This is a genomic window from Mesobacterium hydrothermale (genome assembly GCF_035818635.1).
GTDB classification, from domain to species: Bacteria; Pseudomonadota; Alphaproteobacteria; order Rhodobacterales; family Rhodobacteraceae; genus Mesobacterium_A; species Mesobacterium_A hydrothermale.
This window is the reverse complement of the sequence record NZ_JAYLLH010000009.1, coordinates 34330-54141: the sequence shown is the minus strand read 5'-3', so window position 1 is coordinate 54141 and position 19812 is coordinate 34330. Positions and strand designations below refer to the sequence as shown.

At 63.7% G+C, this 19812-nt stretch carries 11 protein-coding genes; 3 read left to right on the top strand and 8 right to left on the bottom strand.

Annotated features, from left to right (window positions below):
• Positions 1–3 precede the first annotated feature (3 nt).
• From VK792_RS08380 to VK792_RS08365, 4 genes are all read right to left on the bottom strand, one after another.
• Positions 4–1005: a glycosyltransferase family 2 protein gene (locus tag VK792_RS08380; protein ID WP_326297014.1), complete on the bottom strand. Its 1002-nt coding sequence runs from the start codon at positions 1003–1005 to the stop codon at positions 4–6.
• Positions 1006–1008: 3 nt separating this feature from the next.
• Positions 1009–7482, bottom strand: coding sequence for a type I polyketide synthase (locus VK792_RS08375; protein ID WP_326297013.1), 6474 nt, complete (start codon positions 7480–7482; stop codon positions 1009–1011).
• A 184-nt stretch (positions 7483–7666) separates the two neighbouring features.
• Positions 7667–9031: an oligosaccharide flippase family protein gene (locus tag VK792_RS08370; RefSeq protein WP_326297012.1), complete on the bottom strand. Its 1365-nt coding sequence runs from the start codon at positions 9029–9031 to the stop codon at positions 7667–7669.
• Positions 9028–9882, bottom strand: a complete 855-nt coding sequence (locus VK792_RS08365) for a glycosyltransferase family 2 protein (RefSeq protein ID WP_326297011.1) — start codon at positions 9880–9882, stop codon at positions 9028–9030. Before VK792_RS08365 ends, VK792_RS08370 begins: the two co-directional genes overlap by 4 nt.
• Positions 9883–9988: 106 nt before the next feature.
• On the opposite strand from VK792_RS08365, the gene epsE reads away from it, so the two are divergent.
• A complete protein-coding gene (epsE, locus tag VK792_RS08360) occupies positions 9989–11236 on the top strand; it encodes an exopolysaccharide biosynthesis GT4 family glycosyltransferase EpsE (protein WP_326297010.1) in 1248 nt (415 codons plus the stop codon).
• On the opposite strand, the gene VK792_RS08355 is transcribed toward epsE, so the two are convergent.
• Both VK792_RS08355 and VK792_RS08350 read right to left on the bottom strand, forming a co-directional pair.
• Positions 11222–14131 carry a calcium-binding protein gene (locus VK792_RS08355; RefSeq protein ID WP_326297009.1) on the bottom strand — a complete coding sequence of 970 codons (2910 nt, stop codon included), beginning with the start codon at positions 14129–14131 and terminating at the stop codon, positions 11222–11224. The genes epsE and VK792_RS08355 overlap by 15 nt on opposite strands.
• 122 nt (positions 14132–14253) lie before the next feature.
• On the bottom strand, positions 14254–15366 hold the full coding sequence (locus VK792_RS08350; protein ID WP_326297008.1) for a polysaccharide biosynthesis/export family protein: 1113 nt from the start codon (positions 15364–15366) through the stop codon (positions 14254–14256).
• 182 nt (positions 15367–15548) lie between these two features.
• On the opposite strand from VK792_RS08350, the gene VK792_RS08345 reads away from it, so the two are divergent.
• Positions 15549–16346 carry an NAD-dependent epimerase/dehydratase family protein gene (locus VK792_RS08345; protein ID WP_326297107.1) on the top strand — a complete coding sequence of 266 codons (798 nt, stop codon included), beginning with the start codon at positions 15549–15551 and terminating at the stop codon, positions 16344–16346.
• Entirely contained in the window at positions 16343–16954 is a 612-nt protein-coding gene (locus VK792_RS08340) for a sugar transferase (RefSeq protein ID WP_326297007.1), read from the top strand. The genes VK792_RS08345 and VK792_RS08340 overlap by 4 nt, the downstream gene beginning before the upstream one ends.
• On the opposite strand, the gene VK792_RS08335 is transcribed toward VK792_RS08340, so the two are convergent.
• Together VK792_RS08335 and VK792_RS08330 are read right to left on the bottom strand one after the other, a co-directional pair.
• Positions 16951–17631, bottom strand: coding sequence for a YjbF family lipoprotein (locus VK792_RS08335; protein WP_326297006.1), 681 nt, complete (start codon positions 17629–17631; stop codon positions 16951–16953). The genes VK792_RS08340 and VK792_RS08335 overlap by 4 nt on opposite strands.
• Positions 17628–19739 carry a YjbH domain-containing protein gene (locus VK792_RS08330; protein WP_326297005.1) on the bottom strand — a complete coding sequence of 704 codons (2112 nt, stop codon included), beginning with the start codon at positions 19737–19739 and terminating at the stop codon, positions 17628–17630. Before VK792_RS08330 ends, VK792_RS08335 begins: the two co-directional genes overlap by 4 nt.
• Positions 19740–19812: the final 73 nt, after the last annotated feature.

The window sequence follows — 19812 nt, the reverse complement described above, 5'->3', positions numbered from 1 at the left end:
AGGTTACTCCACTTTCATCGGCTGGGTCGCTCTCGGGATGCGGGGGCGGCCGGGTAAAGGCCGGAACAAGGCCTTCAGGTGATGCGCGATCAGGTCGCGCGAAAAATGATCGGGGCCTGCGGCGGCCTTGCGTTGCAGGATGCGGCGCACTTGCCAAATGCCTTCGCCCAACAGGCGCAGCGTTGTGGCCCACACGGCATAGGCGCGGCCGTGGTTCTTTGTGTAGTAGTGCCACCGGCTGTCGAGCCAATAGACCGGGATCCGCGTCCATTGCCGCATTCCGGTGGACACCGATCCGATGTGCATCACTTCACTGTCGCGCACGAAATGGGTTTCGTGCCCGGCGCGCAGGGCGCGCAGGCTCAGATCGGTTTCTTCGAAATACAGAAAAAACGTTTCGTCAAACAGCCCGATGTCATCCAGCACCGATTGCCGCATCAGCATCGACGCGCCCGCCAACCAGTCCACCCGGCAGGTTTCCTGAGGGATCGGGATCGGCATGGCGTGATTTTTCAACAGGCGTGAAATCGGCCCGGTTCTGGCCGCGCCTTCCAGTTCGCCCAGCGCACAGGGAAAACGGAACTGGGTCATGTGCGGCTCGTCATCGTCGCCATAGATATAGCTGCCGGCAAACCCTGCTTCGGGATGGCTATCCAGATGGGCGATCAACTTGCGGATCGCGTCGGGCTGGGGAAACGCATCCGAGTTCAGGATATAGACGTAATCAGGCTTGGTTCCGTCCGACAGACCGGCGCGGATGCCCACGTTGTTGCCTGCCCCGAACCCGCCGTTGCGGCCCGACTGGATCACCCGGATCATGCGCTCCTGTGCCCAGTCGGCAGCGGCAAGCCTGGCCTGAATCGTCTCGAACGATCCATCACCGGAATCGTTGTCGACCACGGTGATTTCGCCGTCCAGCCCGTGCATGGCACCAAGCGCCGCCTGCACCGATCTCACGGTCATGTCGGCGGTGCGATAGTTCAGGATGATGGTCAAAAGACGCATGGGTTATTCCGCCGCCTGGGTCTTGGGAAAGGCAATGACATCGCCTTTGCCGCCAGACGCGGCCTCGGCACCGACGATCGCCTCTTTCATCAGGGCGGCCAGAACGCGCACGTTGGGTTCCAGCACCATGCTGTCGTGATCACCGGGGACCTCGTGCACCTCGACCTGTGGAACGTATTGGCCCCAGTCGTTGTCATTCAGAACGTAGGCGCGTTCGCTGTTCACCATCTTGCCGCCCGACACCGTCCAGTGGCCAACCAGCGGCGGCCGGAACAAGACCATGCGGCCATCCCACGGGCGTACCTGGTACTGCGCCACGGCGCCCAGGAAGGCGGCCTCGATCTCGGCGTTGTGGAACTGGGTCTCGGCCTGCGTCACCTCGGGTGCGGCGCGGCGTTTGTGCAGTTCCCAGGCGATGCGGTTCCTGGCCCAGGTAAAGGGATAGGTCACGCCCTTCTTCTTCAGCTCGGCCAACTGGATCAGCAACCGGTCCTTGCGCGACAGCGGTCGGCGCTGCGGCAGCGGGCTGTCCAGCAGCACGACAAGCGCCACCTCGTCGCCCATGGACTTCAACTGTTGCGCCATTTCATAGGCGGTGATCCCCCCGCCGGAAAATCCGCCGATCATGTAGGGGCCTTCCGGCTGGACCTGTTTCATCTCGGCGATATAGTCGGCGGCGGCCTCTTGCAGGGTCTTGTGCGGGTCTTCGCCGCCGTACAGCCCCTTGGCCTGCAAGCCATAGAACGGACGATCCGCGCCCAGCAGATGGGCCAGGTGGCGCAGGTTCAGAACGTTTCCGAACATACCCGCCACAAGGAAGAACGGCGTACGCGGCCCACCTTCGCCATCGTGCATGGCGACAAGATGCTTATAGCGGCGCTGCGGCGACTTCGGCGCGTCGGCGCTGCTGCTGTCTTCGGTACTGGCACCGGTGCGCTCTGCGATCAGGGCGGCACATTTGCGGATCGTTGGGGCCTCGAACAGGACCGAGATCGGGAACTCGATGCGATAGGCCTTTTTCACCATGCTGAACAGCCGCACCGCGATCAGCGAATGGCCGCCAAGGTCAAAGAAGCAGTCCTCGACACCCACGTTCTGCACGCCCAAGAGGTCCTCCCAGAACCCGGCAAGGGTGCGTTCGATATCATTCGCGGGCGCGACATAGTCGCCTTCCAGCTGCGGACGCTCGAATTTTTGCGCGGCACCCTGGTCTGCGGTGCTGGCGACGGTCTGCGCCACCAGCGCGGGCAGGTCCATCGAACTGACCACCACCTGCGGCAGGCCCAGTGCCAGCGCGCGTTTGAACGCGGTCACGCCCTCCGCGGGCAGGATGCCTTGCGACAGGTTGTGGTGCAGCCGTTCCTCTGCCGGGGACAGGGGTTGCGCGGTGCCGGTTTCGCCTTCGTCGAACGTGACTTCGGCCGGGGTCAGGCGCGGCGCTGCGTTCAGGATGTTCAGGTCATCGAGGCGGCGGATGGTGAAGCCTTCGACCTCGACCAGAACGGTGCCGTCGGGCGCGCACAGCGTGACGTTGAAGCTGGCGGTCTGGTGATCCGCCTTGTTTTCCGCCGCATTGCGCACCCAGCTGACGATCTGCGCCGGAACCGGGCCGTGCACGCGCACGCGGGCATAGCTGACCGGCACCCACAGGTGCGTCGGCTGATATCCTTCGATCAGGTCCATCGCCCAACCGGTCGCGATATCCATCAGCGCCGGGTGCAGCAGGAACCCGTCGTCGCCCATCGCCTGTTCCGGCAGGGACAGGTCGGCAATGCCTTCGCCCTTGCCATAGGCGCGGCTGTCCAGGGTTTTCCAGCGCGGGCCGAAATTCAGCTGCACCTCTTGCGCGGCGGTCAGCTTGCCCTTGGACAGGCGCTGCGCGGTGCCACAGCGGGCCCGGATCGCCTGCAAGTCGACGGGCGCGGGGCGCGGCAGCGGCATCAGCGACAGGCTGGCCTGTGCGGTCAGGGCATGACCCTTCTTGCCGCCCAGCGTCACGTCTGCCAGCACGTCAAAACCATAGCCGGTGTTGGCCCGGGTCAGCCGCACCTGAACGTCCCGCGCGGCGCCATCAGCCACCCGCAGCGGACGCAGGAAGGTCAGGTCGCGGATTTCGAACGCCGTGCCTTCGCCCTGTGCCTTCAGCGCGTGGGCGGCCAGCGTCAGATAACCGGTGCCAGGCAGCAGCGCATCGCCTGCCGCGGTGCGGTGTTCGTCGATGAACCAGTTGTCGGACGAATAGCTGGCCGTGAACAGGCGGTTGCCCTTGATGTCGAACGTGGCCTTTGCCAGCATCGGCACGGCGACATCCGTGACCGGCATGTCGGGCATCTGACCGGTGCGGGCTGCCACGGCCTCTGCCGCCATGCCGACCTCGTTCCATATGCCCCAGTTGATCGCGACGACCTTCGTCTGGCCACCGCTGCGCGACCGGGCAAAAGCGTTCAGGTATTCGTTGGCGGCGACATAGTCGACCTGACCGGCCGGGGCCGTCACGGTGGACGACGACGCAAACAGCACCATCCAGTCTACGCTGCCATCGGGGAACAGTTGGTCCAGTACCTCTGTCCCGTGGATCTTGGGTGTAAACACATCCTCGACCGAGGCCGGGGTTTTCGCCAGCAGCGGCGCATCGTCGATCACGCCCGCGCCGTGGATCACGCCGGTGATCGGGCCAAACCGGTCAACGGCGGCATCCACCACGCGGCGCATCTGGGTCAGGTTGCAGACATCTGCGGCGGCAATCATCACCTCTGCGCCTGCTGCCTCCAGCGCCTGAACGGCGCGGATGCGACGGGCGGTGCTGTCCTGCGGGGCGTGGCGGTGCAGGTAGTCGGCCCAGTCACTTCGCGCCGGCAGGTCGTTGCGGGCGATCAGGATCAGCTTGGCGCCATCAGCGGCCATGTCCATCGCCAGCGTTTGGCCAATACCGCCAAACCCGCCGGTGATCAGGTATGTGCCACCGGGCGCTAGCACCGGCGCCTCGGGGTCGGACAGATTCAGTGGTTTCATCTGGCAGGCAAAGCGTCGATCGGCGCGCAGCGCGGCGATGTTGTTTGCAGGCTCTGCCAGCAGGTCTTCCAGTACGCGGGTCACAAGCGTGTCCTGGGCCGCCTCAAAGGCCGCCTGTGCCTTGGCACGGCCAAAGATCCCGGCCTGAACCGGCGCGGGCAGCTCAATGTCCAGCGTCGCAACCGTAACCCCTGGCAATTCGCGCGGGATCACGCGGGCGGGGCCGGCGACGGTGACTTTCGACGGATAGGGCAAAGCTTCGTCGCGCACCTGTGCCGCGCCGTTCGTGACCACGGTCATATGCAGCGGACGGGTTGTGGTTTCCTCCGCCAGCGCCTGGCCCAGGAACATCAGCGAATAGAATCCCTGCTCCTGCAAGCGGTGATAAAAGCTCGACCCGGGGCGGTGGCTTTCATCGGCCGTAACCATCCAGAAATGGCCGATCCGGCTGGGGACAAGCCCGCGTGACAGCATGTCCTGCAGCAGCAAGTCATACCCTTCGCGGCCGCGTTCCGGTGCGATGACATACCGGTCTTCGCCGGTGCGAGAGAAGGTATCGCCGCTGCGCACTTCGACCACGGTGTGCCCGGCGGCGCGCAGGTGCCGGGCCGCGCCCTGTGCCACGCCAGCGTCATCCATGAACATCAGCCAACTCTGCGGCTCTGCATCGTCCAGACCCATGGCCACGTCGATTTCGGTTTCAGCGGCGCGGGGCCGCCAGACCGGTTTCCAGCCCCAGCTTTCGATATCGTCGGTCCGCATCAGGTATGCAGGCGCGCTGTCGGTCTGCAGCTTTCCGGGGGCGATGAAATAAGGTGCGCGCTGGAACGCGTAGGTCGGCAACGACACGCGGTTGCGCCGGGCATCGCCCCAGATCTGACCCCAGTCAAACGTGCCCCCCAGCGCCCAGATCGCCCCAAGGGTTTCCAGGAAATAGCGGTCGTCGGCCACCGCCTCTTCGTGGTGGCGCAGCGTCGACAACACCTGTTGCCCTGGCACGCCACCATGCTGCCGTGCGAGCGACGACAGTGCTTTGCCCGGCCCGACTTCCAACAGGATGCGGTTGGGCGCCGTCAGCGCTGACAGGCAATCGGCGAACAGCACGCTGCCGCGCAGGTGATCGACCCAGTAATCCGGGCTGGTCGCCTGTGCGTCGGTCATCATCTGGCCAGTCAGGTTCGACGTCAGCGGGATCCGCGGGGCGTGCAGCGGGATCGACTGAAGATAGGCGCGGAAATCGTTCAGGATGCCATCAAGCATCCTGCTGTGCGCGGCGATGTTGATCGCGATGCGCTGACAGTCGATTCCCTTGGCCTGCAACTGCGCTTCCAGCTTGTCCAGCGCTGCTTGCGGACCAGAGGCCACCGACAGATCGGGCGCGTTGACGGCGCCAAGGTCCAGATCGTCGCCCAGCATAGGGCGCAGCTTGTCTGCCGACAGGGCCACCGACAGCATCCCGCCGGGGGCGACGCTGTCGAACAGCCGCCCGCGCAGGTGCACCAGCCCGATGCAGTCTTCGAACGACATGACACCGGCCAGGCAGGCGGCGGTGTTTTCGCCCATCGAATGGCCGGTCAGCGCGCTGGGTGTCACACCCCAGCTGATCCAAAGCTGCGCCAGCGCGTATTCCACGATCATGATCAGCGGCAGCTGCACCGACGGTTGTTTCAACCGCTCATCGGCGGCGGCCATGTCCTGCCGTTCCGGCAACCACAGCGCGCGAATGTCGTAGTCCAACTTGGTGTCCAGCACCGCCAGGCCGCGGTCCATCCATTCTGCAAAGACAGGCTCTGTCTCGTACAGATCCCGGGCCATACCGGCATATTGCGCACCGCCGCCAGGGAACATGAACACCACGTCAGGACGGTCCAGCGCGGAATGGGTCCGCACCCGGCGCGGGGTTTCCTCTTCCAGCAGGCGGGCGGCTTCGGCATGGGTTTCGGCCACGATCACACGGCGCTTTTCGAACGCCCGGCGGCCTTCCTTCAGGGTCCAGGCGATATCGGCCAGCGGCTGTTCTGGGTGTTTGCGCAAGTGCGCGGCAAGACGCCGGGCGTTTTCATCCAGCGCCGCCTTGTTGCGGCCAGAGACCGTAAGGATCTGGAACGGCCAGTCGCTGTCTTCCGATTCCGTACGAACCGGGGCTTCTTCCAGGACGGCATGGGCGTTGGTGCCCCCGACGCCCAGCGAATTCACCCCGGCGCGCCGCGGGCCCTTGTGCGATACCCAGGGCGTCAGCCGGTCGTTCACCTTGAACGGTGAGGTTTCGAAATCAATCGCAGGGTTCGGGGCCTCGTACCCAAGGCTCGGCGGCATCTGCTTGTGATGCAGCGCCAGCGATGCCTTGATCAGGCTCGCAACGCCAGCGGCGGTGTCAAGATGTCCGATGTTGGTCTTGACCGACCCGATCCGGCAATAGCCCGCATCGTCGGTGGTTTCGCGAAACGCCTGTGTCAGCGCGGCAACCTCGATCGGATCGCCCAGATAGGTGCCGGTGCCATGGCATTCGACATAGTCGATGGTGTCGGCGCTGACGTCGGCAATGGCCTGCGCTTCGGCAATGGCCTGGGCCTGCCCATCAACAGAAGGGGCCAGGTAGCCCGCCTTTTGCGCGCCATCATTGTTCACGGCGGTGCCCTTGATCACGGCATAGACGTGGTCGCCATCGGCAATCGCATCGGCCAGGCGCCGCAGCACGACCACCCCGGACCCGGAACCGAACACAGTGCCCTGGGCGCGGTGGTCAAAGGCGTGGCATTCGCCGTCCGGCGACAGGATTTCGTTTTCCTTGTAAAGGTATCCCCGCCCCTGCGGCAGTTCGATGGTCACGCCGCCCGCCAGCGCCATGTCGCATTCGCCGTTCAACAGCGCCTGCGCGGCGTAATGCGTGGCCACAAGCGACGTGGAACAGGCGGTCTGAAGGTTGATCGACGGCCCGTGCAGATCCAGCACATGTGACAGGCGGGTGGTCATGAAATCCTTGTCATTGCCGGTATGACGCAACAGGAACATGCCCGTCTGTTCGACCAGATCGGGATTCGAACAGACGTTGAAGTAGAAATAGCTGCCCATGCCGCAGCCCGCGAAAACGCCCACCGATCCGTCAAAGTTTTCCGGTACGTGGCCCGCGTCTTCCAGCGCTTCCCAGGCGGTTTCGAAGAACTGACGATGCTGGGGGTCCATCACCGCCGCCTCTTTCGGGGAAAACCCGAAGAATTCGGCGTCAAACATCTCGAATCCGTCCAGCGGGGCGGCGAAGGGAACGTAATTCTTGTGGCGGATCAGGCCCGGATCTTCGCCCGCGTCCAGAAGTTCGTCCTCGGACAGGCGGCGGATCGACGACACGCCATCACGCAGGTTGCGCCAATAGGCCTGAATCGTGTCTGCCCCGGGCAGATGCGCAGCCATTCCGACAATGGCGATATCATTGCCGAATACGGTTTCCGAGTCGGTCTGAACGGTCATATGGGGCACCCCGGTACTCTACATCCCGAGTTTGGTATCCGGCAAATCTGGAGAAAATGCGGCAGGCTTCCGGCTTTTGTTCCACATTCTGCCGCGGAACCGGCTGCTTGCGAAGCGCTGTTTCCGGGCGCTCCACAAACCGGCGGGTTTGCGGTGTCCGGGATTTCCCGTCTGGAAACAGCGGCTACATACCGATGCCGATCAGCGTGGTCACCTCGTGCCAGTGGAACGCCAGCGCCCCCGCGCCCAGAACGGCGGCCAAACCGGCAAACCCAACGTCGTGCCACACGTCCCACGCGCCGGTGCGCCGCGACAGCCAGACCACCACCGGGTAAACCAGCAGGGTCGAAACCCCGCGCGCGACGATCCCGCCGATCACGCCCGCCAGTTCAAGCCCGATCAGCAGCGTTGCCAGCGTGAAAAACGCCCGCGCGCCGGCCAGGACGAAGAACCGCTTGGAATCGCCCATTGCCAGCGCCGCCATGTCATAGGTCAGCACGATCACCTGCGGCATTTGCATCACCGCAATCAGCACCACCATCGGCCCGGCGGCAAGATAGCGGTCGTCGTACATCACGCCCACCAGCCAGACCCCAAGCAGCGAAAAAACCCACAGCATGGCCAGCAGCCCGGCGGTGACGATCGTCCGCATCTTGCGCAGCTTGGCAAAGTTCTCGGGCGAGTCCTTGGGCGGGGCTTCGCGGTAGATCGGGATCAGGATCTTGCCGGTCACCATATTGCCCAGCAGCAGCGGAAAGGACGCCAGGAAGAACCCGATGCTGTAGATGCCGAAATTGTCCAGTGCGAGGTATTTGCCGAACAGGATCTTGTCACCCTGCTGGAACAGAAAGCCCGCGATGGTCGACAGGAAGATCCATTTGCCAAAGTTGATCAGTTCCTGAGCCGCCTCTTTTTCCCAGCGGAACCGGTTGTTCGGGCCGGGCAGGAAGACCGTATTGATGATCACCTGCACCACGGCGCTGATCAGGTTGGAAAACACCAGCGCCCAGACCGACCCCGTCAACCATGCCAGCAGCACGGCAGAGGTGATGCCGGTCACCTGCGTGATCATGTCCAGCGCCGTCACACGCCCCAGCAACAGGTGCCGGTTTGCGGTGTCCATCTTGGTTGGGTCAAAGCCGGAGATCACCAGCGAAAACGCCGCCACCGGCAAAAGATGCATCAGCTGCGGTTCGCCATAGAACAGCGACATCGGCCACGCCAACACACAGGCCATGGCCCAAAGGCCAAACCCCCGGATCACCTGGATCGTCCAGGCGGTGTTCAGGAATTCGGGATCGTCGCCACGCTTGCTTTGCATGATGGCGGGGGTCACGCCCAGATCGGAAAACTGGTACACCGCCTGGATAAATATCATCACCAGCGCCATCATTCCGAAGGCTTCGGGAAACAACAGTCGTGTCAGCAACAGGTTCGACGCCAGCCGCAGCATCTGGCTGAAGCCAAATCCACCGACAGTCAGCATCGAGCTGCGCAGCACCCGTGCCGACAGCGATGCGCCGCGAAACCGTGCGATCACCGTGTTCATCGCCCCCGGCTCCATTCGGCGGACCTGTCTCCGCCCAGCTTCACCGCCAGCGCCACCCCGGCATAAACCGCAAAGCCCAGCGGGTCGCGCAGCGCCATGGCCAGCTTATGGCTGGTGGGGAAGGCTGGCTTGTCGTCGTTGTCCAGAAGTTCAGGGAACCGTGCCTCGATTTCCCGAACGCCCTTGTCCTGCCGTCGCCGCACGCGGATCAGGTTTTTCAATCCTTCGACGATCGGCCAATCATAGCGGGCGGGTACCTTGACCCGTTCGTCTGGCCGAAAGCTGAGCCGCACAAAGGTGTCGTCGGATATGATATCTGGAAACGCGCCCCAACGTGCGCGCCCGGCGGCATTGACCGCGAACACGCCGCATCCGGGCACCCCGTGGGTCATGAACGGCACCTGCCGGTAGATGCGGGCATAGGCGCGGCTGAACCAGCTTCGCGCCGGTGCGATGACGCAATCGCCGCTGGCATAGCGCGGCGCATCGGTGTCCAGCGCGCGGCGCAGCTGGGTCAGCAACGTCGGGGCGATGGTCACGTCTGCATCAAGATAGACCCGTGATCCGGCCCGTGCGGTGGCATCGCCATGGTTGAGCGCGTTCAGCTTGCCGCCCTGCTCCAGGTCCAGCACCGTCAGGTCCCAGCCGCGGCCGGCAAACGCTGCGGTCCGCTGCCGGGCAATTGCCGCCGTATCGTCGCGACAGCCGTTCGCCACCACCACGCAATCCAGGGGCGCGGCATCGTCCCAGTCCGATGCCAGCACGGCATCAAGACAGCCGCCGATGAGGGCCGCTTCGTTGCTGGCGGGCAGGATCACGCTCAGGCTGGGGGAAGTCGACGAAAGTGGCATCTTGCGTACCAATGCAGTCACACATCACGAAAATCGGTGTCGGGTTGGGGGCGTCTATGACAGGGGACTATGGCCAAAGAAAGGAAATACCGGTGAAAAGCAAGGCATGGTTGAACCTTCCGAAACAGTTGATTCCCGGGGACCGCGTCTGCGCATCGGCTATCTGGTGCCGCAATTCCCGGGCCAGACACATGTGTTTTTCTGGCGCGAACTGAAGGCGTTGGAGGCGATGGGGCACGAGGTGACGGTGTTTTCAACCCGCACCCCGCCGCCCGGTCTGATTTCGCACGACTGGTCGCAAGAGGCGATCGCCCGCACCACCTATCTGGGCAAGGCCGACGCCGAGGCGGCCTTGTCCGCGTTCGTGCGCCTGTTGCCCAAGGGCCTGCCAGGCTGGATGCGGCGCGAAGGGATGCGGTTTTCGAAGGACGTGCTGATCACCCTGTCGGCGGCGCAACAGGTGCTGCGCCATTGCCGGGAAAAGGGGATCGACCACGTGCATGCCCATTCTTGTGGTCGCGCCGCGCTGATCGCCGCGCTGGCGCAAAAGATGGGTGGTCCGACGTGGTCAATGACGCTGCATGGCCCGTTGTCGGACTATGGCTCTGGCCAGCGGTTCAAATGGTCGAATGCCGGGTTTGCCACGGTCATCACACAAAAGCTGCTGGATGAAATGCGGCGTGACCTGCCCAACGATCTGCCCGATCGCGTGGTGATCCGCCCGATGGGTGTCGATACCGACGCGTTGGTGCGCAGCCAACCCTATGAACCGGTGCGCCGTGGTACGCCGATGCGCATTTTCGCCTGCGGTCGGCTGAACATCGTCAAAGGTCATCAGGACCTGATGACCGCCGTGCGCAAGCTGCTGGACCAGGGCGTGGACGTGCGGCTGGAAATCGCGGGCGAGGACGATGATGGCGGCGATGGCTACCGCAAGGAGTTGCAGGGCCACCTGAAAAACCTGCGCTTGCAGGATCACGTGAAACTTCTGGGCGCCATCGACGGCACGGCCGTGCGCGACAAGTTGTTGAACGCGCATGTCTTCGTGTTGGCAAGCTGGCATGAACCCCTTGGCGTCGCCTATATGGAGGCGATGAGCTGCGAAGTTCCGACCATCGGCACTGCGTCGGGGGGCGTCAAAGAGCTGATATCGGACGGTGATAACGGGCTGCTTGTGCCGCCCAGGGACCCCGACGCGCTGGCCGCCGCGATCAAGCGGCTGTCGGGAGATCCCGATCTTGCCATGCGACTAAGCCGTGTGGGCCGCCAGCATATCGTCAGGAATTTCCGCTCCAGCCTTGGGGCGGAGACGCTGGTCGATGAAATCCTGCGGCTAAAATCAGCGGCTGAGTAGCGCGGTTTCGATCAGGACGCCGTCGGAAAATTCCAGGTATTCGACAGATGCCATGGTGACGGTCACGTTGCCCGCCTGCGCCGTGATCGCCATCGGGGTCAGCGAGAAGGTATAGTCAGCCAGCGTCAGCGGCAGCACGCCGGTGTCGATCCCGTCGCCGCCATGCAGGTGATCGGAACCGCCGTTCGAGATCAGAAAATCCTCGCCGGCGCCCCCCAGCAGGATGTCTTCCTCCGGCCCGCCGGTCAGGTCGTCGGCGGCATCCGTTCCGGTCAGGCGCAGACCGTTGGCAAAGGCGCCCGGGTCGCGGTCCTGCCATTTGGCATTGCCCGTCGCACTGTAGGCCATCAGCGCGTCAAACCGGGCATTGCTGTCGGTCAGGGTGCGCAGCGCGCCCCAACTGCCCCATTTCGTCGGCAGCGACACGTCGACAAAGGCATTGAACATCCGCCCGCCAGCGTCTTCCCAGCCCGTCAGCAGGGTGTCGTACAGCGCGGCCATCTCGGCGCTGTAGTTGAACTGGGTGAAAAACGCGGTGATGCGCTCGTCTTCCAGTTGTGTTCCATGGGCGGAAACGTGGGTGCCGCCCTCGTACATCAGCAGTTGCAGCCCTGCCGCCTTGGCGGCCTTGGCGTGGTAGGGAAAGATGACATCGGTCATTTCCTTGACCGATCCGGCGCGCAACGCGGCGGCGACCGGGGCGTTGGCGCCGGTATAGCCCTCTTGTTCGACGAACTGGTCCAGCGCGGCACCCGTCAGACCCTGCGCGCGGCCCGCCTTGCGGGCGTCGGCGTCGGCCGCGTCCAGCCAGCGTTTCATCTGCGGGGCGTTTTCATCGCCGCCCATTTCGAACCCGAAATAGCCGGTGATCGCGTAGCCGTCGAAACTGGTCTCTGGCTTGTGACCCAGCACCTTTTCCGCCCGCCGGGAGGTCAGGACCAGTTCTTCGAGCCCTTGCCAGCCGGTGTGCGTGGCGGCGACCCGCATCAGCCGTCCGACGCCGCCGAACACGTCGGTCCAGATGTCCATAACCTGCGCCGCGCGCAGACCGTAATATTCCATCCAGCCGCTGTCATCCCGGCCCCAAAGCGCGGTTGCCCGATCCTGTGCATAGAGCGCCTGTGGGAAGATGAAATTCCACACCTCGTTCGAATATTCGACATAGGCCATCAAGCGCGGATCCAGGTTGTCGCGCACGTAGCGGGCAAATTCGCGGACATAGGTGTCATCGGCCATGTGGGGCATGTTGAACCAGGGGTCTGCGCCCAATTGGTTCGCCAGCGCCACCATCACCGGCAGCGGCACGCCCTTTTCGACCCAGCTGTAGTCAGTCATCTTCGGACGGTCGTCCCAGCTGGCGATTTCCGACCCGTTGGTCTGCATCCAGTCCATGAATCGCACCGACCGCAGGTTTTCGACGACCGCGATCCAATCGGGGTTGAACAGCACCCCGGCCTCGTACAGCGGCAAGTGGTCTTCGCGGAAAATCGCGATGTTGCGGATCGGATCGTCGGGATCGGTCTTGTTCAGAGCGATGGACACCAGCCCGTCGCCCGGTGTCAGAGTAAACCGGCCCTGACCGTCGGCCAGCCGCACGTTGCGGGCCCGGCCACCGATTTCAAGATCCCCCTTGCCTTCATAGCGCACCAACCATGTGCCGGGCAGGTACCCATCGTCGGGCGACTGGTCGGAAAACAGGAAGGTTTCCAGCTTGGTTACGGTGTCGGGCACCCGCAGCGGCCAGCCGTTTTCGTCCAGCGCCCCGGCGGCGCGCAGGTCCTTCGCCTCGACCCCGCCCCACTGGCCCTTGATATGGCCGATCCAGGGACGGGCCGATTTCATTGCGTTCACGAACGGGTTCTGGCTGGACCAGTCGGCAATCCCGTTCAGTCCCATCGCCAGTGCGGGCGCGCCGTCGGGCACAGGGAGTGCTGCGCGATCGGTGGCCGGTGCCGCTGCCGGTTCCGAAACCGGCAGGTGCGCGCTGTCAAAGGATGGCGAGAGCCGTTGCCAGATCTGGTCGGCGATCCAGCCATAGTTGTCGCGTACCGTGGCATGGATCGTGTCGGGCAGGTCGATGGCAGCAGGCGGCGGCACCTCGTACAGCGCCGAATAGGTGATCATCGCAGCCAGGAAATACAGCGTCTGCCGCCCATGCGGGGCGTCGTCCTCGTACAGGTCAGTGACGTCGATCCCCGACAGTTCATCCTTTGTCAGCAGATAGGACAGCGTGCTGGCCACAGGGATCAACCGGATGTCCATGCTGGGACGCGCCGCGTTCATGGCATCGACATAGGTCGTGAACCAGTCGTGGTACTCACCCTGGTTATAGGCGTGGAACTTGCGCAGGCCGCGGTTCGAAGGCGGGAACCGCCCGGCCACGGTGCCCATCTCGGCCCAGCCTTCGTAGATATGGAACGGCATGTCCGGGTTTTCGCGGGCGATCCAGTCGAACAACCGCAGCGACGCCTCGACCGGGCTTTCGCCGCGCGGGTTGTCGCCATCATAGGGCCGGTCCGGTCCCTGGTACTGGATGAAGTTCGCCGGGTTCATCATCACACTGGTGAAACCGGCGCCGGAAAAACGTTGCTGCCGCGCGTTCCACGCGCTGGTCACCCCCGGAAAGCTCCAGTTCGGCTTGGGCGGCAGTTCGTCGGCGAAATTGCGGACAAAGCCCCATTGCCCGTCCAGAGCCAGCGACCGGCCATCGGCGCGGGCCAGTCGGGCCAGCCAGACCGGCACGTTGGTGTCGGTGTCGGTTTCGGACAGGTGATTGACCAGGCTGTTTCCGAACACATAAAGGCGCTGCGCCTCTTTCGGCTGCGGTTCGGCCTGTGCTGCGGTGATACTCAGGGCGCTTATTAGCAAAGCGCCCAGCAATCGGAATACGGACATGAAAAATCCCTGCTCGCCTCGGGGTTTTTCACAATATGGGGCAAAGGGGGCGCTGGAAAAAGGGGGACAGGCGAAAACAGACTGTCCGGGCGGGTCGCGGCCCGTCGGGGCCGCGACCGAAGTTACAGGTTGTTGACCTGTGCCGACAGGCCCAGCATCGAGCCGATCAGGCCGAATACGGTGCGCACCGAGGTGATCGGGGATTCTGTCGCCAGAACCGTATCACCGGGGTTGATGTCGAATTTCCGCGCGGCAAACAGCCCGTCCGCCGATGTCAGGTCCATAGTAAAGACCACCTGCTCGTGCTCGGGGCCCTTGCCGGTTCTGGACACCTGCTTGCGGCCATATTCGCGCAGCACCAGAACGCCCTTGGGATCGGCGCGGGTGTCGGCCAGACCACCCATCAGCGAAACCGCTTCCAACGCGCTGACCCGTTCCTTGGGGAAATAGATCAGGCTTTCCTTGCCCGATGCCCCCAGCGCGGTGAAGGACCGTTTGTCCTCTTCCACCACGATCTTGTCATTGCCGCGCAACACCGTGTTCTTCGATGCCGACGCCAGCAGTTCCTCGGCCGTGATTTCATAGGTCGAGCCGCCGCGGATCAGCCGCACGACCGGGTTGCGCAGGGTGTGGGAAATCCCGCCGCCGGCGGAAATCAGGCTGAGGATGGTATAATCCCGCGACGGCATCGGATAGGTGCCGGGCTTGGCCACGCCGCTGACCAGATCAACCGAATTGTCCTGCCCGTGTTGCAGCGTCAACTGCACCTGTGCCGACGGCACCACCGGTTCCAGGCGTTCTTGAATGCGGGCGCGGGCAGTGGCGGGGGTCAACCCGCGGACGAACACCTCGTCGACATAAGGCACGAAGATCGCGCCGCTGGGGTCGACCTCGATCCCTCTCATCTCAACCGATTTCTGTTCCAGCCCGGTAATCAGCGAATTGGGTTGGCTGTCCCAGATCGTCAGGTTGATCCGGTCGCCGGTCCGGATCACCGAGGATGACGGGGCCGCCGTACGGTTGATCCAGTTGTAATGGCGACCAGGGCCTGTTGCGGGCCAGGACTGAATGTTCGGAATATTTTCGCGCGTTACCTGAACCACCTGAAAACTCGGGTTTTCAGACGTGGCTTCCTTGGTGATTTCCGTCTGGATCGCCGCGCCGCGTGGCAGGGAACAGGCGGAAACCGACACAAGGATCAGAATGGCGCAGACCGCTCGAATGAACTGTCGCAATTCGGTTCCCCCACAACGCACGCCCAGTGGCAAGGGCGTGACTATTCGTCGTTTCACCACCTATTGTCATAGTGCTAGTGGGATGGGCAAGGCGTAACGGCGGCGCAGGATGGGAAGACGTGGCAGGAAAAACGCAGGCAAAGCGGGTGCTGGTGCTGGGTGCCAGCGGGAAACTGGGGCGTATGGCCCTGCAACTGATGCCGGGGGTTTCGGACCAGCCCGTTGAATTAATTCCTGTTTTTCGTGACGGCCCGGTCCGCGACGGGGCCGTGATCTGGCAGCCGGGCGGAAATTTGCCTGTCGGGCTGCGCGCAGATGTGGTGCTGGCGTTGTGGGGTGTAACGCCCGGACCTGAAAAAATCCTTGACGATAACGCAAGACTTGGTTCCGCAGCGGTCCGGCTGGCCGATATCTTGGGGTCTGCGTGTATCATCCACTGCTCGTCGCAGGCGGTATATCGCCCCGTTTCCAATCCCTTGAGCGAAGATCTTCATCCCGATCCGCAGAACGATTACGGCCGGGCCAAGCTGCACATGGAACAGGTGATTGCCGCAATGAGCAGCGCGTCAGGGCCGCGCTCGGTGTGTTTGCGCATCGGCAATGTGGCCGGCGCCGAAAGCCTGTTTGCGGCCGGTCGTGCCGGGGGCCAGATCAGGCTGGATCGGTTTGACGACGGGCAGGGGCCGCTGCGCAGCTATATCGCGCCGGGTGATCTGGCGCGCGTTCTGGCGACGCTGTGCCATGTCACGCCAGACAGCCTGCCCGATGTGCTGAACGTGGCGGCACCCGCCCCCACGACGATGGAGGCGCTGGCCCGCGCGATGGGCTGGGAGGTGATCTGGTGCGATGCACCCGATACGGCGGTTCAGCGGGTGGTTCTGGATACAACGCGGTTGCAGGCGATCTGCCCGCTGCCGCCGCAAAGCGCAGAGGCGGCGTGGATCGCCCGCGACGTCAAGGCCGGAGGATGGGACAGATGACACTTGGCAAGCGGTTTTTCGATTTCACTGTGGCGCTGGTCTTTGGCATCCTGCTGTTGCCGCTCATCGTCGGCGTGGCGCTGGCGATCCTGATCCTGGACGGGCGACCGGTGCTGTATCTGTCGGAACGGATGAAGACACCTGACCAGGGGTTTACGCTGTGGAAGTTCCGCACCATGCGGCCCGACCCCGGCGACCGTGGCGTATCGGGCGGCGACAAGGCCACACGCATCACCCGCACCGGCACCACATTGCGCCGTTACCGGCTGGATGAACTGCCGCAGTTCTGGAACATCCTGCGCGGCGACATCAGCTTTGTCGGCCCGCGCCCGCCACTGCGCCGCTACACCGACAAGTTCCCGGACCTCTATGCCGATGTGCTGAAAAGCCGCCCGGGCGTCACCGGCATGGCGACGCTCGCCTATCACCGGACAGAAGAACGACTTCTGGCGGCCTGCAAGACAGCGGACGAAACCGAAGAGGTCTATTGCCGCCGCTGTGTGCCACGCAAGGCCCGGCTGGATCTGATCTATGCCCGGCGCCGGACATTGTGCAGCGATATCCGCCTGATGGTGGCGACGGTAGTCCGCCGCATTCCACTACATTAACGGCGGGCGTGCTGAAGCGTGACGTAACCCGTCACCTCGCCCACCCACTGGTGCGATGCGACAACCGTTCCATCGCCCTCGACGACAAAGAAGTTGTCAAGCCGGGGCAGGTCGGTGCCGCTGCATGTCATCCGCATCACCCGACCATTGGCCGAGATCTCGCCAAAGGCGACGGCGGTCATTTCCCCGCGCGTGACGGTGCAGACATAGGTCATTTCTGTGATGGCTTCCTCGCCATCCAGAAACCGCAGGGTGTATGGCACGGTGCCGTCCAACCTGGACGCGATATGGCGCACAAGGCTGTCTGTCTCCGAGGACATCACGTCGCCGCCCAGGCCTCGGGTCGCGGTGATGATCCCGTTGCGCAGCGTGGCGCTTTGGCGTGAAGAGTTGGCATAGGTGCGATAGGCACCGTTGGTTTCGATCTGCGCCAGCAGTGTCTGTGTCTTACTGTCCTCGATCGTCATCACAGCGATCGACGCCCCTGTCTGCTGCAACGCGCCGGCCAGTTGGTCCTGGGTCAGCGCCGGGGCGCCTTCCTTGCGGGCGTTGTTGCCCTGGATGGCCCCACGCAGAAGCTTCACACCTTCGTTTGCGGAAGGATCGTTGCCGCACCCGGCCAGAAGGCCCAGCATCGCGGCAGCCGCGATGGCCTGCATCAGTCGACTGGATTTCATCGCCAGAACCTTCCCCAGGTGTTGGTCATTTGCGGCTCGTGGTATTCGCGCACGCGATCGTACAGCCGATTGTTCAGCTCCAGCCGCGAACCGCCGTCGCGATTGAGCGACTGCAGCGTGATCTTCGAGGCACCACGGGTCGATTTGCCCGAAGGCCAAGACAGCGGGATGGTAAAGCGCAGCCCCTTGTCGAACGAGCCTTCGCCGAAATCCTCGGCCGAGGCGTCGGTGAAAGTGGCATAGGCACCAACGCGCCAGCCATTACCGAACTCCCGGTCAAGCGAGATCGTGGCACCATAGTCGCCGGCAAGGTAGCGACCGACATCCAGTTGCCCGTGGAACCCGTTGCCAAAGTCGTAATAGGCCGAGGCATATCCGGTGACCGCATCATAGCTTTGCAGGCCAAACATCTGGTCGAAATCGCGCTTCTTGACATAGTTCAGCTCGACCCCCAGTCCCAGGCGGCTGTCGACCGGTTTCCACAGCACTTCGGTGGAAACGCCGGCATACATCATTTCAAGGTAGCCGACCGAAACCCGGCTGAACAGGTTCGGACCGGGGCGGCCATAATAGGACAGCGTCAGGCTGTCGATCGCCGGGTCGCCTTCGTTGGCATACTTGGCATAGTCGGTGCGGACCGGCGGCAGGGTCGGGGCGACGGCCGGCGGCGTGCTGACCTTGTAAAGGTTGCCGGTGACGCGCTTGGAAACCGCGCCTTCCAACACAAGGTTGGGCGACAGTTCATAAGCCGCCTGAACCCGCATGTTCAGGTTTGCGCGGATCGGGCTGTTGGGGTCGAAGATACTGAAATTCAGATCCGGACCAAGCGACCAGGTAAAGCGCGGGTAAATCCCCGGCGTGACCTCGGGCGCGCGGCCAAAGCCGTCGACGATCCGGGTCTTGGCCAGCATTTCCGCCGCCGCTTCGTTTTCCAGCGCCTCGACATCGGACCGGCGCATTTCCACCGCCGACAAGGCCATTCCGCTGACGACCGGGACGATGGTGAAATTCTCGACCGAGCCAGGCAGGCTGCGGGTCATCGCGCGGGCGGTGCGACCGATGGCCTGCGGCGTCATCCCGTAGCGGATGTTGCGCACCCGCACCGTGGCCGACCGGCCGTCCAGGTCCATGCCTTCCAGCGCGATACCTTCCTTGGCCAGCGACGCCGACAGGCTGCCATAGGCCTTGTTGGAAATCGTGCTGTCCGCGGTCCATCCCAGATCGGCGCGTTGCGCCGCGCTGCGCGGCTTCACCGGCAGCGGTGCGGAATCGGTGCTGCCCGGGATCGGCGATTCCTTGAGCCGGGTAAAGAAGGTCATCGAAACCCCGAAGGTGTCGCCATACGCATGGTAAAGCGACAGCTGATGACCGCTCTTGAACGTGTAATCCAGACCGTAGTTCCAAGGGCTCTTGCGCTTGAAGCTGCTGCCGGCAACCTCGTCCACATAGGCGTCGAGCGAATATTCCGCTTTCAGCCGCAGCCGGTCGTTCGGCGCATAGCTGATGCCGCCAAAGGCTGACACGTCCCCCCGGAACCACTGGTTGTAGGACGGGATACCCCCCTTGCCCAGCGTCGTGGTCGGACGGGTGCCGGTGGTTGCAAACGCATTGGACGAGCCCAGCCGCCCCCAGCCAAGACCACCGGTCAGCTTCAGCCCCGGCGCAATCGTCTTGGTCGCGACAAGGTATTCGCTGCTGTACAGCCCGGTGCCGGCAAAGTCCTGAAGACCGATGGTGACCGCGGGGCGATAGCGGCCCTCGGTCAGCAACTGATAGCGCAGGTCGAAGCTGCGGTCGTAATAGACGCCGCCGATGCTGCCCGGGTTGCTGAAGTTTTCCAGCGCGGCATAGCGGAAGCTACCGGAAATCCGCGGTGTCAGCTGAAAACTCAGCGTGACACGGGTGGAGTCGTGGATCCGCGCAAAGGTCGTGGACAAGGTCGCGTCAGGTGCCATTTCGGCGGTCGGCGTATCCATCAGGCCGGGCGCGCCGTACAGGCCAAAGCTGGTGATGCGGTCCTGCGCCGCGGCGGTGCCCGCGGCAAGGGTACAGGCCAGCGCGGCGACGGTTCGCTTCAACCCGCTGCGATGCGATGAAATGGCTGGCATGAATGATTTCCTGTCAGAACGCGTGCTTGGTGCTTGATGTTTGCTACGCGATGAACCCGGGCCTGTCCATCGC

Coding starts and splice junctions, on each gene's coding strand:
- VK792_RS08375 (WP_326297013.1), bottom strand. CDS start 7,482: ATGACCGTTCAGACCGACTCGGAAACCGTATTCGGCAATGATATCGCC.
- VK792_RS08335 (WP_326297006.1), bottom strand. CDS start 17,631: ATGAAATCCAGTCGACTGATGCAGGCCATCGCGGCTGCCGCGATGCTG.
- VK792_RS08330 (WP_326297005.1), bottom strand. CDS start 19,739: ATGCCAGCCATTTCATCGCATCGCAGCGGGTTGAAGCGAACCGTCGCC.
- VK792_RS08355 (WP_326297009.1), bottom strand. CDS start 14,131: ATGTCCGTATTCCGATTGCTGGGCGCTTTGCTAATAAGCGCCCTGAGT.
- epsE (WP_326297010.1), top strand. CDS start 9,989: ATGGTTGAACCTTCCGAAACAGTTGATTCCCGGGGACCGCGTCTGCGC.
- VK792_RS08370 (WP_326297012.1), bottom strand. CDS start 9,031: ATGAACACGGTGATCGCACGGTTTCGCGGCGCATCGCTGTCGGCACGG.
- VK792_RS08340 (WP_326297007.1), top strand. CDS start 16,343: ATGACACTTGGCAAGCGGTTTTTCGATTTCACTGTGGCGCTGGTCTTT.
- VK792_RS08365 (WP_326297011.1), bottom strand. CDS start 9,882: ATGCCACTTTCGTCGACTTCCCCCAGCCTGAGCGTGATCCTGCCCGCC.
- VK792_RS08345 (WP_326297107.1), top strand. CDS start 15,549: ATGGCCCTGCAACTGATGCCGGGGGTTTCGGACCAGCCCGTTGAATTA.
- VK792_RS08380 (WP_326297014.1), bottom strand. CDS start 1,005: ATGCGTCTTTTGACCATCATCCTGAACTATCGCACCGCCGACATGACC.